The sequence below is a fragment of the Clostridioides sp. ES-S-0049-02 genome (genome assembly GCF_020658465.1).
GTDB lineage: Bacteria > Bacillota > Clostridia > Peptostreptococcales > Peptostreptococcaceae > Clostridioides.
Map to the genome: position 1 here is coordinate 221,233 of NZ_JACVWG010000001.1, position 14,616 is coordinate 235,848.

The following is a 14,616-nucleotide window of genomic DNA, read 5'->3' on the forward strand; positions in this document are numbered from 1 at the left end:
TTGTGGGAGATACAATTTTAGGAAATCGATATGAAATCATCAGGAAGATTGGTGATGGAGGAATGGCCTTTGTATATGAGGCTAAAGACAGATTATTAAACAGGACTGTTGCACTTAAAGTACTCAGACCTGAATTTGTAGATGACGATGAATTTTTAACAAAATTTAAAAGAGAAGCAGAAGCAGTAGCAAGCCTTTCACATCCAAATATAGTAAATGTATATGATGTTGGGGAAGATGGAAAAGTTCACTACATTGTAATGGAATTTGTAGATGGAAAAAATTTGAAGGAAATTATACAGGATGAAGGGATATTAGACGAATATACCGCACTGGATATAACAAAACAAATAGCTATGGCACTTAGTGCTGCACATAAAAAGGGGATTATACATAGAGATATAAAACCTCATAATATTCTCATATCCAATGAAGGAAGAGTAGTAAAAGTAGCTGATTTTGGTATAGCCAAAGCTGTCTCAAATTCAACTATGACTAATATTGGTAGTATAATAGGCTCAGTACACTATTTTTCACCAGAGCAAGCTAAAGGAAAGTTTGTAACTAATAATGCAGATTTGTATTCTTTAGGTATAGTTTTATATGAAATGCTGATAGGAAAAGTACCATTTAGAGGAGATAGCCCAATTTCTATAGCACTTCAACATATCAATGATGATATAGATTTTACATCAGAAGAGAAAGTTAGGATTCCTCAAAGTGTAAGAACTACAATAAAAAAGCTTACAGAAAAATCTAGTGCAGATAGATACCAAACTGCTGAAGAGTTAATAGAAGATATAGATTATATAGAAAAAAATATTGACTTAGATTTTATAAAGGAATACGATGATTTTGCAACGAAGAAAATTGATGAAAAAGAGATTAATAAAGCTGTAAATCCAGTACTTGCAAAGCCAGTTCCGGAAAAAGTAGTTAAACCTATAGAAGTTGCTGATTTAGATGAAGATGAAGATTATTATGATGATTTTTATGAAGAAGAAGATGAAGACGATGAAGATGAGGAAGAGATAATGAGAGCTAAAAAGAATCAAAAACCTAAGAATACTCAAAGTAAGAGGGCTAAGAAAAAGAAGAAAAAACAAGAAAGTCCTAAAGCTAGAAAAAGACTAAAAGTAGTCGCGGCAGTTTTGATAGTAATCTTATGTGCACAAGTATTCTTAGCATATAAATTTTTATTTGCTGGAGGATTTGGTAGTAAAGATTTAACTGTTCCTAATCTTGTGAATATGACATTAGAGGAAGCACAGAGTGCAGTTGAAAAAGAAGGATTGTCCTTAAGTGTAAAAAGTGAAGAGTATAGCAGTGAGGTAGATAAAAATTGTATAATATCGCAGACACCTGAAGGTGGAAGTACAAATATTAAAAAAGGTGACACCATAAATGTCGTTGTAAGTAAAGGTGCAAACGAAGCTTCAGTTCCCAATGTAGTAGGTATTACTTTAACTAATGCAAAAAAAATTATAGAGGAAAATAAATTGAAAGTTGGAACTGTCAAGTATGAGTATAGTTCAGTATATAAAGAAGGTACAGTTTTAAGTCAGAGCCCTAGTTCTGGTTCATCAAGTGTTCAAGAAGGTGATGAAATAGACCTATATGTTAGCAAAGGCTCAGAGAAATCAAATACGCCAACACCAACAACACCAAATAAGACTCCAACAACACCAGATGAGAATGATACAACAACACCTGGTTCAAACTCAGGAAATAGTGGAGGAAGCTCAGGAGGTTCAAACTCAGGAAATAGTGGAGGAAGTTCAGGAGGTTCAAACTCAGGAACTAACGGAGGAAATTCAGGAAATAGTGGAGGAAACTCTGGAAATAGTGGAGATAATTCAGGAAATAGTGGAGGAAACTCTGGAAATAATGGAGATAATTCAGGAGACTCAAACTCAGGAAATAGTGGAGATAACTCAGGAGGTTCAAACTCAGGAAATAGTGGAGAAACTCCAGCAGGAACTGGTGGAAATATTGGTAAATCAGAATAAATAGTAGCTAAAAATAAAAAGCTGTCCTTTTATAGAAATTATTTTCTTTAAAGGGGCAGTTTGTTTTGTATAAAATATTAGATTAATTATAAGGGAGATAAATATTTATGAATAAAAACAATAAAACAGTTTTGGTAACAGGAGGCTCTAGAGGAATTGGAAGAGCAATATCTAAAATATTTGCAAAAAATGGGTATAATGTATTAATAAACTTTAATAAATCAGAAAATGAGGCTAAAGAATTATACACTGTATTAAACGAAAAGGGTTTTTCTGTAAAATTATTTAAAGCTAATATTTCAAATAGAGAAGAAGTCGAAAATATGATAGATTATTGTATAAAGGAGTTTGGAGGATTAGATGTACTTATAAATAATGCTGGTATAAGCCAAGATAAGTTATTTACAGATATAACTGATGAAGATTGGGATAATATGATGAATATTAACTTGAAAGGAAGTTTTTATTGTTCACAAATTGCTTTAAAATACATGATATCAGAAAAAAAAGGAAACATAATTAATATATCTTCAATTTGGGGTATATCAGGTGCTTCTTGTGAAGTACATTATTCTGTATCAAAAGCAGGTATAATAGGAATGACAAAGGCATTAGCTAAAGAAGTTGCTCCATCAAATATTCGAGTAAATAGCATAGCACCAGGAGTTATTAATACAGATATGTTATCTGAATATAATGAAGATGAGATAGATGTTCTTGTAGAAGAAACTCCTTTAATGAGATTAGGAACACCAGAAGATATAGCAAATTGTGCTATTTTTTTAGCATCTGATAAATCAAGTTTTATTACTGGTCAGGTAATTAGCCCAAACGGAGGATTTGTTATTTAAAAAAAATGTGGTATTATATAAAAATAGGAAAGAATAACACTATATACTACTCATAAACAGTATAGGTTTATATAATTTTATAAAGGGAGGTATTTGATGCTAGAAGGAAAAATTATAAAAGGGATTAGTGGATTTTATTATGTAGATACAGAAAAAGGTCTTTATGAATGTAAGGCTAGAGGTATATTTAGAAAGCAAAAAGTAACACCTTTAGTTGGTGACAGAGTTAAAATAAGTGTTGTTGATGAAGATGAAAAAAAGGGAATTGTGGAAGAAATAGATAGTAGAGACACAGAACTTATAAGACCACCTATAGCAAATGTAGATAAGGCACTAATAGTATTTGCAATAAAAAATCCTAAACCAAACTTATCTCTTTTAGATAGATTTATAGTTTTGGCAGAAAAAGAAAATTTAGAAACTGTAATAATCCTTACAAAAGCAGATTTAGATGATGATAACATATTAGAGCATGTTAAAAAGATATACGAGCTTAGTGGATATAAGGTTATTCCTGTAAGTAATGTCACTAAGTTAAATATAGATAAAGTAAAAGATGAATTAAAAGAAAATGTAGTAGTATTTGCAGGACCGTCTGGAGTTGGAAAATCGAGTTTATTAAATGAAATAGATGAAAATTTTCAACTGCAAACAGGTGTAGTAAGTGATAAAATAAAAAGAGGAAAACATACCACTCGTCATGCTGAACTTTTAAAGTTGGAGTTTGGTGGAATGGTTGCAGATACACCAGGTTTTAGTTCACTTGCACTTGAAGACATAGAAGAAGTTGAACTTAAAGATTATTTTATAGAATTTGATAAATTTAATGATTGTAAGTTTGGTTCAAAATGTATTCATGAAAATGAACCTAATTGTGCTATAAAAGAAGCTGTTGCAAATGGAGAAATATCTAAAGAAAGATATGATAGTTATATACAGCTACTAAATGAAATAAGACAAAATAACAGTAGGAGGTATTAGAAACATGATTAAATTAGCACCATCAATATTATCAGCAGATTTTGCAAAATTATTAGAGGATGTAAGAAAAGTGGAAAGTGCAGGATGTGAATATCTTCATATCGATGTAATGGATGGACATTTTGTACCAAATATCACACTAGGACCACTTGTAGTTAAAAGTTTAAAAAAAGAGAATATAAATATGGTATTTGATGCTCATCTAATGATAGAGAATCCAGACCAATATATTGAAGAGTTCGTAAAAGCAGGATGTGATATAATAACTGTTCATCAGGAAGCTTGTACACATCTACATAGAACTATACAAAATATAAAATCACATGGAATAAAGGCAGGTGTAGTGCTTAATCCAGCAACACCAATAGATACTATTAAACATGTACTATCTGATTTAGATATGGTGCTTTTAATGTCTGTTAATCCTGGATTTGGAGGACAATCATTCATACCTTGTGTGTTAGATAAAATTAAAGAATTAAAAACACTTATAGATAGTAAAGGATTAAATATTGATATAGAAGTTGATGGTGGTATAAGTCCTAAAAATGTGGCTGAAGTTGTGCAAGCAGGAGCTAACGTAATAGTAGCAGGCTCTGCAATATTTGGAAGTGATGACATTCAAGAAACAGTTAATTTATTTAGAAAGAATGCTTCTCTTGAAGAATTAGTTTAGACTTAGGTATGAAAATCTGTATTGTTTTAAATGGTGAAATTGAAGATTATAAAATTACAAGAGATATTATACTTAAAGAATGTTATGACTGCATAATATGTGCAGATGGAGGAGCAAATCACACCTACAAAATGGATATAATACCAGATTATATTTTGGGAGATTTAGATTCAGTAGAAGAAGACAAGATAAATTTCTATAGAAATCAAGGTGTTAAATTTGAAAAATTTCCATCTAAAAAGGATGAAACTGATACAGAACTATGTCTTTTTTTAGCTAAAACTCTTAAAGCTAACCATATTGATTTTTTTTGTGCTTTAGGTGGGAGAATTGACCATACCCTTGCAAATATAAAGCTATTATATTATTTAAAAGAAGATGGCATATATTCTAGGATACTCTCAGATAAAGAAGAGATGTATATAGTTGAAAATGAAGAATTTACCTTGTTTGGAAACAAAGGAGATACTATTTCTGTAATAGCTGTAAAAGGAGATGCTAAAAGAGTAACACTTACTGGCTTGGAATATCCTTTGGATGATTATTATATGAAGTATTCAGTACCTATTGGAATATCCAATGTTATGTTAGGGAATTCTTGTAAAATTAAAGTAGAGCAGGGATGTGTACTTGTAATTAGAAATTTATAAAAATGGACTTTAATAATTGATTTTATATTACAGAGCAGATACAATCAAGTAAAATATATTTATAATTGTATCTGCTTTTTAATATATAATTATAAATAAATAATAATTTTTGACGCAAGGGGGATTTTTTGTGATAGACAGTATTATTTTTGATTTAGATGGAACTCTATGGGATTCAACTGAAGGAGTATGTAAGGTATGGCAAGAGGTCTTAGATAAACGTGAGGATATAGGTTTAAATGTTACAGTAGAATTATTTAGAAGTGTTATGGGTCTTTCATTTGATGAAATAGCAAAGCGTTTCTTTCCAGATTTAGATGAAGAAGAAAGAATGAATATATTAGATGAATGTTCTGCAAGAGAATGTGATTACTTATCTGAATATGGAGGCAAATTATTTGAAGACATAGAAAATACTCTTGAAGAATTATCTAAAAAATATAAATTATTTATAGTAAGTAATTGTCAAAAAGGATATATAGAATCTTTTTTAAAAGCACATAAGCTAGAAAATTACTTTATAGATTTTGAGTGTCCTGGAAATACTGGATTGCATAAAGGTGAAAATAATAAACTCATAATTGATAGAAATAAACTAACTAATCCAATCTATATTGGAGATACTCAAGGGGATGCAAATAGTGCTAAATTTGCTGGGATTCCTTTTGTATATGCAAAATATGGTTTTGGAAATGTGGATGAGTATGATTATTCTATAGAGTCATTTAAAGATTTGTTAGAACATGATATATTAAAATAAGGGAAGTTTAAAGTTTGTTTTTAAATTAAAAAAATAATCTACAGGGGGACTTAAAAATGGAATTACAAGATACTATTTACAAAAGACAAAGTGTAAGAAAATTTAAAGAACAAGATGTTTTAGATGAAGATATTTTGAAAATGGTAAAAGCAGCAGGGGCAGCTCCATCAGGTAAAAACATTCAAAACTGGCATTTTGTAGTTATAAAGCGTCGTGATTTAATGGAAAAGATAGCAGATGTGATAACTAAAAAACAACAAGAAATACTTGTAGAGATGGACAAAGTATCAGTAGAAAAAGCTAATAGATTTAGAAAATTTGTGCCAAACTTTACTTTATTTTATTTAAAAGCTCCAGTTTTGGTATTAGTTTTTACAAAGGTATACAACCCATCAGGCTATTATGAGTTAGAACTTATAAATGCACCTAAAGAGACTATAGATAAGTTATTTATAAGAAATCCAGGCATGCAAAGTTTAGGAGCAGCAATTGAAAACTTTACATTATCAGCAATTGAACTTGGATATGGTTCTTGTTGGTTGACAAGTCAAAACTATGCAGCAGATGAGATAGAATCTGTTTTAGAGGCAGAAACAGGGTTTGAAAAAGGCGAATACTTTTTAGGTGCAATGTTAGCACTTGGAGTACCAGAAGACAACTTAAGAAGTCCATCTAAAAAACCAGTGGAAGACATATGTACATTTATAAAATAAAAACAAGAATTTTTATAAAAAGTAAATAAACTAAAAATAAATATGCAAAAACTAAAAAGTAGATTTTATTGATATTAAATTTATGTTTCAGGTTGTTGATTTAATTAATACAATAATACCTACTTTTTTTGTGTATATTAAAACAAGTAAATTTAAATCTTTAGAAAATCTTTAGAAAAGTATATATAATATCTTAAGTTTTTAGCTTTAATATTAGATATATAAATAAAGTAAAACAGTATTGAAGTTAAATTAAAGGGAGGGTTCTAAAATGGACATCAAAGATAAATAATTAGAATAGACCACTATAAATTTATAAAAAAATGGAAAAACTTCTATCATATTGTATAATCATATATGTAAAGGTAGTTTATAAATTAATTGATATAAAGGAGATTAAAATGAATTCATATAATATTTTGGTGGTAGAAGATGAAAAGGAAATAGCAGATGCTATAGAAATATACCTTTTAAATCAAGGGTATAATGTTTTTAAAGGTTACAATGGATTGGAAGGTCTTAAAATTATAGAAAGCCAAGAAATACACTTAGCTATAGTTGATATAATGATGCCTCAAATGGATGGAATAACGCTTACAATGAAACTTAGAGAAAATCATAATTTTCCAGTGATAATGTTATCTGCAAAATCAGAAGAAGTTGATAAAATAATGGGGCTTAACATCGGAGCGGATGATTATGTAACAAAACCTTTTAAGCCATTAGAGTTATTGGCTAGAGTTAATTCGCAACTTAGAAGATATACTAAGTATCTAAATATGATAAAAAATAAAGAAGAAAGTTCAGAAAATAATGAAGGTATATTTGTAATAGGTGGATTAGAATTAAATGAAAATACAAAAGAAGTCAGTATTGATGGAAATTATATAAAAACAACTCCTATAGAATTTAAGATATTAAGTTTACTTATGAGAAATGCAGGAAGGGTTTTTTCTGCAGACGAAATATATGAAAGAGTTTGGAATGAAAATGCTGTAAACACAGATACAGTTATGGTACATGTTAGAAATATAAGGGAGAAGATAGAAATTGACCCAAAAAATCCAAAATATTTAAAGGTGGTGTGGGGTGTTGGATATAAAATCGAAAAAATTTAAGGAAAAATATATAATCAGTGTGATAGTCTTTATACTTATGTTATCAGCATCATTAGGTATGATTAGCCAATATTCGACTATACAGTCAGCTGCTAAAGGTGGAGCTAAAAATCCATTTGAGCAAGAAGGATTTGTAGATAGCATATATAAAGGAAGTTATGTTTTAGACCACAATATGAAAGAAGAACAAGAAGGTAAGATGATACAACCTTCGAAGCTTTTTTTAAGTGAAGAAACTATAAATTATATAAAAAATACTAGTAAAGAGAAAAGCGCATATGAAGGTTCAGAAACCTATTACACTGATGAGAGTATTAATGCAGATTTTAATGAAAAATTTGATGAATGGGAATCTTTTATTAATAATTCAAGTAAAAACTTAAAATACTATTTAGTTGATAAAGAAAATAACTTTGAGCTTTTTAACGAGAATAAAGAGTTAAAAGCACTGGATACAACAAAAAATGACACTTCAAAAGAGGAATCTGATAAAAAGCAGCCTCAAGAGACAACTATGAATGATGAGGAAAGACAAGAAAAGATTAAAAATATAAAAGCAAATTATAGGTTTTACCTTGTGATGAATTTTGATAAAGATGGAAAAGTAAATATTGTAGACTCTTATGGAGTAGACCAAAAGATTATCAGCCAAATGTTATTATCTAAATCTAGAGAAGATTTGATGGAGACAGATTTAGATGGAAATTCAATCTCATATAAATTATCTCTAATAAAAAATAAAACATTGGTATATGCGGTACCTAAAGTAATAAGCCAAGATAATTCATATAGCTCATATAATAATTATGGGATGATTTATAGTAGTGATGATATAAGTAGATATATAAATAATGTAGAGAATAATTCTTATTATGAAATTTCTGCAATGATTATAAAAATCATAATATCTATAGTTGTAATTGTAGCTGTAGTATTTCCATATAGAAAATCTAAAGAGTTATTAGGGTTTGAGATAATCACAAGAATACCGTTAGAGTTACTTTTTATTGCTATTGTTATTATACAGAGTATTGTAGCTTTATATCCTACTGATATAATAAGTAACACATTGAATGGAAATTATGTCGAGTATCTAATAAAAAATGATATAAGTGGTAAAATGGCAAATATATTAGTAAGCTCAATGAATTTAATTTATTGGTTTGTAATCTTCTCAATAATATTTGTATTTATAGCACTTTTAAAACATATTCTAAACGTTGGAATAAAAGAGTACTTTGTAAAAAATACTTTGACAGGGATGTTTTTAAAATGGTTTAAAAAATCAAGTAAAGTAGTTATTAATCAAGTTAGAATGACAAATTTAAAAGAAAAGCCAAATAAAACTATAGCTATAATTTTAGCAGTAAACTTATTAATTATAGTTATAATGTGTAGTATGTGGTTCTTTGGAATAATACTTGCATTAATTTACTCAATAGTTTTATTTAAGGTATTGTCAGATTACTCTAAGAAAACAATACGTGAATACAATCAACTTTTAGATGTTACAAAGAAAATTTCAGATGGAAATTTAGAAGCAAATATGGAAGATGATTTAGGGTTCTTTAATCCTATTAAAGATGAGCTTGGAAATATTCAATCTGGATTTAAAAAAGCTGTAGATGAAGAAGTTAAAAGTCAAAAAATGAAAACAGAGCTTATATCAAATGTGTCACATGACTTAAAAACACCTTTGACATCTATAATCACTTATATAGATTTACTAAAGGATGAAAATATAACAGATGAAAATCGTAAAATGTATATTGATACATTGGATAGAAAGTCACAAAGACTACAACACTTAATAGAAGATTTATTTGAAGTGAGCAAAGTAAATAGTGGAGATGTACACTTAAACATAGTAAATGTAGATATTATATCTCTAATGAAACAGACATTACTAGAATTAGATGATAAGATAGCAGAGTCATCACTGAAAATAAAAAATAATTTTTCTAGCGAAAAAATAATATTACCATTAGATAGTCAACGTACATTTAGAGTATTTGAGAATCTTATAATAAATATAAGTAAATATGCAATGCCAAATTCAAGAGTATATATTGATATTTTAGAAACAGATAGACAAGTAAATATCATGCTTAGAAACATGTCAGCAACTGAAATTGATTTTAGTGTAGATGATATTATGGAGAGATTTGTAAGAGGAGATAAGTCACGTAATACAGAAGGCTCTGGACTTGGTCTAGCAATAGCAAAAAGTTTTGTAGAGCTACAAGGTGGTAAAATGAAGATAGATATAGATGGAGATTTATTTAAAGTTACAATTACTTTTAATAAAAATTAAGTTAGATTTTTATCACAGATTATAACTATATAATTTGAAAAATAAAATTTTTTAAGAGTGCTATTTTAAAGTAGCACTCTTTTTATTACTTTACATTGATTGTTATCTTGTATAGAATACTATGGAATCTCTTAGAAACTTTGCTAGTCCAGGCTGTTCTTTATCATAATATGATGTAAAACGTTCATCATCTACATACATCTGTGCTAAAGCAGCATGAGCTTCCTTAGAATAGGTATTCCAAGTGTAACTCAACCATTTATGATGCAATCTCGCAACTTCTTGAGAAAGTTCATTAGATGCATCACCAGTTTTAAAAGCTTTTTTGAGTTTACTAATTATCTCAGTACTTAAATCTTGCCAATTTTCATAATCTTTTTTAGACATATTTTTAAACTTTCTATTTGATTGATTGATTACATCTTCACCATATTTTTCCCTAATTTCAGTTCCATAATTTTTTTCATTTTCATCAATCATCTTTTCTTTAAAACCTTCAAATTTTTCTAAATCTGTCATAATATATTTTCCCTCCTTCAATGCTATAGTTTTAGTTACATTTTCTATCAGTAAGTCAATTTGTTTTCTTTTAGCTAGTAATTTGCTATGATGTTGTTTTAATGCACTTAGACTGTCAAAAGTTGGTGAATTTATAATGTTTTTTATATTTTCTAAGCTAATGCCTAACTCTCTATAAAAAAGTATTTGTTGTAGCTTATTAACTTCATTTTGACCATATATACGATAACCTGAGGAATTTATTTTAAGTGGCTTAAGAAGCTCGATTTCATCATAGTATCTAAGGGTTCTAGTACTTATACCAGCTATTTTACTTAATTTCTGAACTGTATATTCCATAAGTAATACCTCCTATAAATTAAATATACACTTTTACGCAACGTCAATGTCAATATATTAAAATATAAAAATTCATATCTTTTAATAAAAATATAAAAAAATATCTTTATTGGATATTTTAATCATAAGTGTCAATAATCACTAGTGAAAATTAAAAAATAAAATTTATAGATTATTTTTATCAAAAGATAGAGAATCTATAACCTGGGAGGAATTGTATGAATTTAAAAAGAAGCAAAGAAAAACGTGAAGAATATAGAAGGCTGTATTCAGATAAAGAAAGTTTTTTAAGTTTGATTCAAAATTTTACAAGCGTCTCAATAGCAAAGGAATTAACTCTTAAAAGTATAGAGTTAGAAACATCTTTTATATGTGAATATAAAGGAAAGGAAGTAGATATAATTTATAAAGTTTTTTCTAAAAATCGTAAAATTTCACACTATATAGTGTTGGAGTTTCAAACAGAAATGGATACTGAGATTGTACCAAGATTAAAATCATACAGAGAGCAAATTTGGAAAAGCTTTATAATGAAAAAGAGTCTTGAAGAAATAGAAAGCAAAGATTTTAAACTCCCAAAAGTTATACCAGTAGTTCTATATAGTGGACCTGAAAGGTTAAGTAAAAAAAGAGGTATTTTAGATATTATAGAATCTGCATCAGAAGATAGTAATAATTCCAGTATAAAAAATTAAAATTACATAATGTATTTATAGGTCTAAAATAGGAACTTATCGCATAAACTTAAATATGAAAATATTTGTAGATACAAGTTCTATGTGGAGGTGTTCCATGAGAAATAACAAGTCTAAGGTATTGCTAGGAATACTGTGTCTAGCAACAGGAATGGCAGTAATTTTATCTATGTTGCTTCCTGGCTGGATTTGGTCAGCACTTACCGCATTAATACTTATTGGATGTGGAGCATTATTATTTTTTTGTTAAAATAATTTTAACTATAAAGTGTGGGGTGAGTATTGATGAAAGTAGTAACAATAAAGTTACCAAAATGGATTTCAAACATAGTTTTAAAATTTATGAGAAAGAGTAAAAATGATTAAATTTAAAAAGCCTACTTTCGGAAGTAGGCTTTTAAACGTGGCTATTAAGCTCTTTCAATCTTACCAGAACGTAAACATCTAGTACAAACTTTTACTCTCTTAGGAGCTCCATCTATAATCGCTCTTACGCTTCTTAAATTAGCTGACCATGTTCTTTTATTATGTTTATTTGAGTGTGATACTTGGTTTCCAGAAACCTTACCTTTACCACATACGCTACATACTTTTGCCATCTACGCACACCTCCTTAAAATGATAACTATTTAAAGACTAAAAACATATTTATATTATCATAAATAACAAAAATTTGCAATAGAAATATATATTTGCCTTACATATATTGAAGAATTTCTCATTATCATATAAAATTATATATATAATTTTATATAAAGTAAATATATTTGAAAAATAATTATTATTTTTCTTTAAATATATAGACAGTACAAGAAATTTTATCCAAAAACTTTTCTAGGTTTAAATTATACCATATTTATAGTATGATATGATTATAATTTTATATAATAAATAAGTAAAAATAGTAAAAAATAAATTAAGAAACATTTTTAATAAAAAAAACTTAAGGGGGTCAACCATGAGTGCAAAGGTAATGAATCAATATGGAAGTATAGAAATAGATAATCAAGTAATAGCTCAAGTCACATATAGAGCTGCAATGGAAAGTTATGGTCTAGTAGGTTTAGCATCTAAATCTAAAGGAATAGTAGAATTATTAAAAGGTGAAAATGCTACTAAAGGTGTTAGAGTAGAAGAAGTAGAAGAAGATGCCATAGCAATAGAACTTTATGTTATAATACAATATGGTACAAATATATCTACAGTTGCAAATAACATAATAGATAGAGTTAAATATGTAGTTGAAAAGATGACTGGCGTAAGAGTCACTAAAATTGATATTAATGTACAAGGAATAAGAGTGAAGTAATTTTATAGGAGGAAAGAAATGATTCAGTATATAGATGGTAAAAGGTTAAGAGAGATGTTCATTTCAGGTGCAAACAATCTCCAAAACAATAAAGATTTAGTTGACAAATTAAATGTATTCCCTGTACCAGATGGAGATACAGGGACTAATATGTCCTTAACTATATCTTATGCCTTAAAAGAGTTAGCGAAAGTAGACAATGATAATATATCAGACATCGGAAAAGCATTATCTAAAGGTTCTTTAATGGGTGCAAGAGGAAACTCAGGAGTTATACTTTCACAAATAATTAGAGGTATAGCTAAGTCTATAGAGGGAAAAAGTAAATTATCAACAGATGATTTAGCAAAAGCTTTTAAAAATGGTTCTGATACAGCTTATAAAGCTGTAATAAAACCAATTGAAGGAACTATACTTACTGTAGTTAGAGAGAGCGGAGAGTTTGCAGTAAAAGCTGCTAAAAAAGAAAAAGATGTAGTAAAGTTTTTAAGTATGCTTGTAAAGGAATCAAATGCTTCACTAGAAAGAACTCCAGACCTTCTAAAAAATCTGAAGGATGCTGGTGTAGTTGATTCTGGAGGAAAAGGGCTTGTACTTATATATGAAGGTATGTTAGCTTCCATAAAAGGTAACAATATAGAAATAAAAAATACTAGCCTAGACACTAATATTGCAACAAATATAGACTTCCCAAAGAATAGTACTAGCACAGATGATATAAAATACTGTTATTGTACAGAATTTATACTAGAAAGTTCTAAAGTAGAAGATACGAAAATAAGAGATATAATGATGGCTTATGGCGATAGTTTAGCAGTAGTTGGAGATGATGGGGTCATAAAGGTACATGTACACACTAATGACCCAGGAAACGTGCTTCAAGAAGCTCTAAAGTATGGTCAATTATTAACTATAAAAATAGAAAATATGAAGTTACAACATGAAAATACAATATTGGAAGTAGAAGAAAAAAAAGAAAATGAGAGTGAGCCTTTAGAGGAAGAAAGAGAATTTGGATTCATAGCTACTTCTATGGGTGAAGGATTAGCAAATATATTTAAAGACTTTGGTGTTGACCATATAATAGAAGGTGGTCAAACTATGAATCCAAGTACTGAAGATTTTATGAATGCCATAAAGGATATAAATGCTAAAAATATATTTATTTTCCCAAATAACAGCAATATAATAATGGCTGCTAACCAAGCTAAAGAATTGAGTGATAAAAATATAATAGTTATACCTACAAAAAACACACCTCAAGGATTTGCTGCATTAGTAACATTTAATGGAGAATTAAGTGAAGATGAAAATGAAGAAGCTATGATGAATGCTTTAAATTCAGTTAAATCAGGTCAAGTAACTTTTGCTGTTAGGGATACAGTAATGAATGAAATTGATGTTAAAGAAGGTAATATAATTGGAATTGCAGAAGGTAAATTATTATCAGCAGGGGATTATGTAGATGAAGTAACATCAAATCTTATTGAAAAATTGGTTGATGAGGATACTGCTATAATAACTTTATTCTTTGGTGAAGATGTTACAGAATCTCAGGCAAATGAACTTCGTACTTCTTTAGAAGAAAAATTTGAAGATGTAGATGTGGAATTATATTATGGAGGACAACCTCTTTATTATTACTTAATTTCAGTTGAATAATGATTATAAGAACCTGTATG

At 28.6% G+C, this 14,616-nt stretch carries 15 protein-coding genes; 13 read left to right on the top strand and 2 right to left on the bottom strand.

Going from position 1 to position 14,616, the window contains the following annotated elements; all coding sequences use genetic code 11:
* Window positions 1-2 precede the first annotated feature (2 nt).
* From pknB to IC213_RS01155, 9 genes are all read left to right on the top strand, one after another.
* The gene (pknB, locus tag IC213_RS01115) at window positions 3-2,009 is read left to right on the top strand and encodes a Stk1 family PASTA domain-containing Ser/Thr kinase (RefSeq protein ID WP_227835307.1); all 2,007 of its coding nucleotides are present in this window, start codon (window positions 3-5) and stop codon (window positions 2,007-2,009) included.
* Between the two features lie 107 nt (window positions 2,010-2,116).
* Window positions 2,117-2,860 (top strand): elongation factor P 5-aminopentanone reductase, encoded by a 744-nt coding sequence (gene ymfI / locus IC213_RS01120; protein WP_227862637.1) that lies wholly within the window; start codon window positions 2,117-2,119, stop codon window positions 2,858-2,860.
* A gap of 96 nt (window positions 2,861-2,956) precedes the next feature.
* Window positions 2,957-3,841: a ribosome small subunit-dependent GTPase A gene (gene rsgA / locus IC213_RS01125; protein WP_227432483.1), complete on the top strand. Its 885-nt coding sequence runs from the start codon at window positions 2,957-2,959 to the stop codon at window positions 3,839-3,841.
* A gap of 4 nt (window positions 3,842-3,845) precedes the next feature.
* The gene (gene rpe / locus IC213_RS01130; protein WP_227432484.1) at window positions 3,846-4,517 is read left to right on the top strand and encodes a ribulose-phosphate 3-epimerase; all 672 of its coding nucleotides are present in this window, start codon (window positions 3,846-3,848) and stop codon (window positions 4,515-4,517) included.
* Window positions 4,518-4,525: 8 nt separating this feature from the next.
* Window positions 4,526-5,167, top strand: coding sequence for a thiamine diphosphokinase (locus IC213_RS01135; RefSeq protein WP_227862638.1), 642 nt, complete (start codon window positions 4,526-4,528; stop codon window positions 5,165-5,167).
* A 130-nt stretch (window positions 5,168-5,297) separates the two neighbouring features.
* Complete coding sequence (locus IC213_RS01140; RefSeq protein ID WP_227824203.1) at window positions 5,298-5,927, top strand: HAD family hydrolase; 630 nt, start codon at window positions 5,298-5,300, stop codon at window positions 5,925-5,927.
* 56 nt (window positions 5,928-5,983) lie between these two features.
* Complete coding sequence (locus tag IC213_RS01145; protein ID WP_227432487.1) at window positions 5,984-6,640, top strand: nitroreductase family protein; 657 nt, start codon at window positions 5,984-5,986, stop codon at window positions 6,638-6,640.
* A gap of 401 nt (window positions 6,641-7,041) precedes the next feature.
* Complete coding sequence (locus IC213_RS01150; RefSeq protein WP_227432488.1) at window positions 7,042-7,758, top strand: response regulator transcription factor; 717 nt, start codon at window positions 7,042-7,044, stop codon at window positions 7,756-7,758.
* On the top strand, window positions 7,730-10,072 hold the full coding sequence (locus IC213_RS01155; RefSeq protein WP_227862639.1) for a sensor histidine kinase: 2,343 nt from the start codon (window positions 7,730-7,732) through the stop codon (window positions 10,070-10,072). The genes IC213_RS01150 and IC213_RS01155 overlap by 29 nt, the downstream gene beginning before the upstream one ends.
* Window positions 10,073-10,174: 102 nt before the next feature.
* Here IC213_RS01155 and IC213_RS01160 read toward each other — a convergent pair whose 3' ends face one another.
* On the bottom strand, window positions 10,175-10,930 hold the full coding sequence (locus IC213_RS01160) for a MerR family transcriptional regulator (RefSeq protein ID WP_227862640.1): 756 nt from the start codon (window positions 10,928-10,930) through the stop codon (window positions 10,175-10,177).
* 218 nt (window positions 10,931-11,148) lie between these two features.
* Between IC213_RS01160 and IC213_RS01165 the strand changes: the two genes are divergently transcribed.
* Together IC213_RS01165 and IC213_RS01170 are read left to right on the top strand one after the other, a co-directional pair.
* A complete protein-coding gene (locus IC213_RS01165) occupies window positions 11,149-11,625 on the top strand; it encodes an Rpn family recombination-promoting nuclease/putative transposase (RefSeq protein ID WP_227432490.1) in 477 nt (158 codons plus the stop codon).
* Between the two features lie 97 nt (window positions 11,626-11,722).
* Window positions 11,723-11,875, top strand: a complete 153-nt coding sequence (locus IC213_RS01170; protein ID WP_009893656.1) for a hypothetical protein — start codon at window positions 11,723-11,725, stop codon at window positions 11,873-11,875.
* 160 nt (window positions 11,876-12,035) lie between these two features.
* On the opposite strand, the gene rpmB is transcribed toward IC213_RS01170, so the two are convergent.
* Window positions 12,036-12,224 carry a 50S ribosomal protein L28 gene (gene rpmB, locus IC213_RS01175; protein ID WP_003416297.1) on the bottom strand — a complete coding sequence of 63 codons (189 nt, stop codon included), beginning with the start codon at window positions 12,222-12,224 and terminating at the stop codon, window positions 12,036-12,038.
* A 359-nt stretch (window positions 12,225-12,583) separates the two neighbouring features.
* On the opposite strand from rpmB, the gene IC213_RS01180 reads away from it, so the two are divergent.
* Both IC213_RS01180 and IC213_RS01185 read left to right on the top strand, forming a co-directional pair.
* Window positions 12,584-12,934: an Asp23/Gls24 family envelope stress response protein gene (locus IC213_RS01180; protein WP_227432491.1), complete on the top strand. Its 351-nt coding sequence runs from the start codon at window positions 12,584-12,586 to the stop codon at window positions 12,932-12,934.
* A gap of 18 nt (window positions 12,935-12,952) precedes the next feature.
* On the top strand, window positions 12,953-14,596 hold the full coding sequence (locus IC213_RS01185; protein WP_227862641.1) for a DAK2 domain-containing protein: 1,644 nt from the start codon (window positions 12,953-12,955) through the stop codon (window positions 14,594-14,596).
* Window positions 14,597-14,616: the final 20 nt, after the last annotated feature.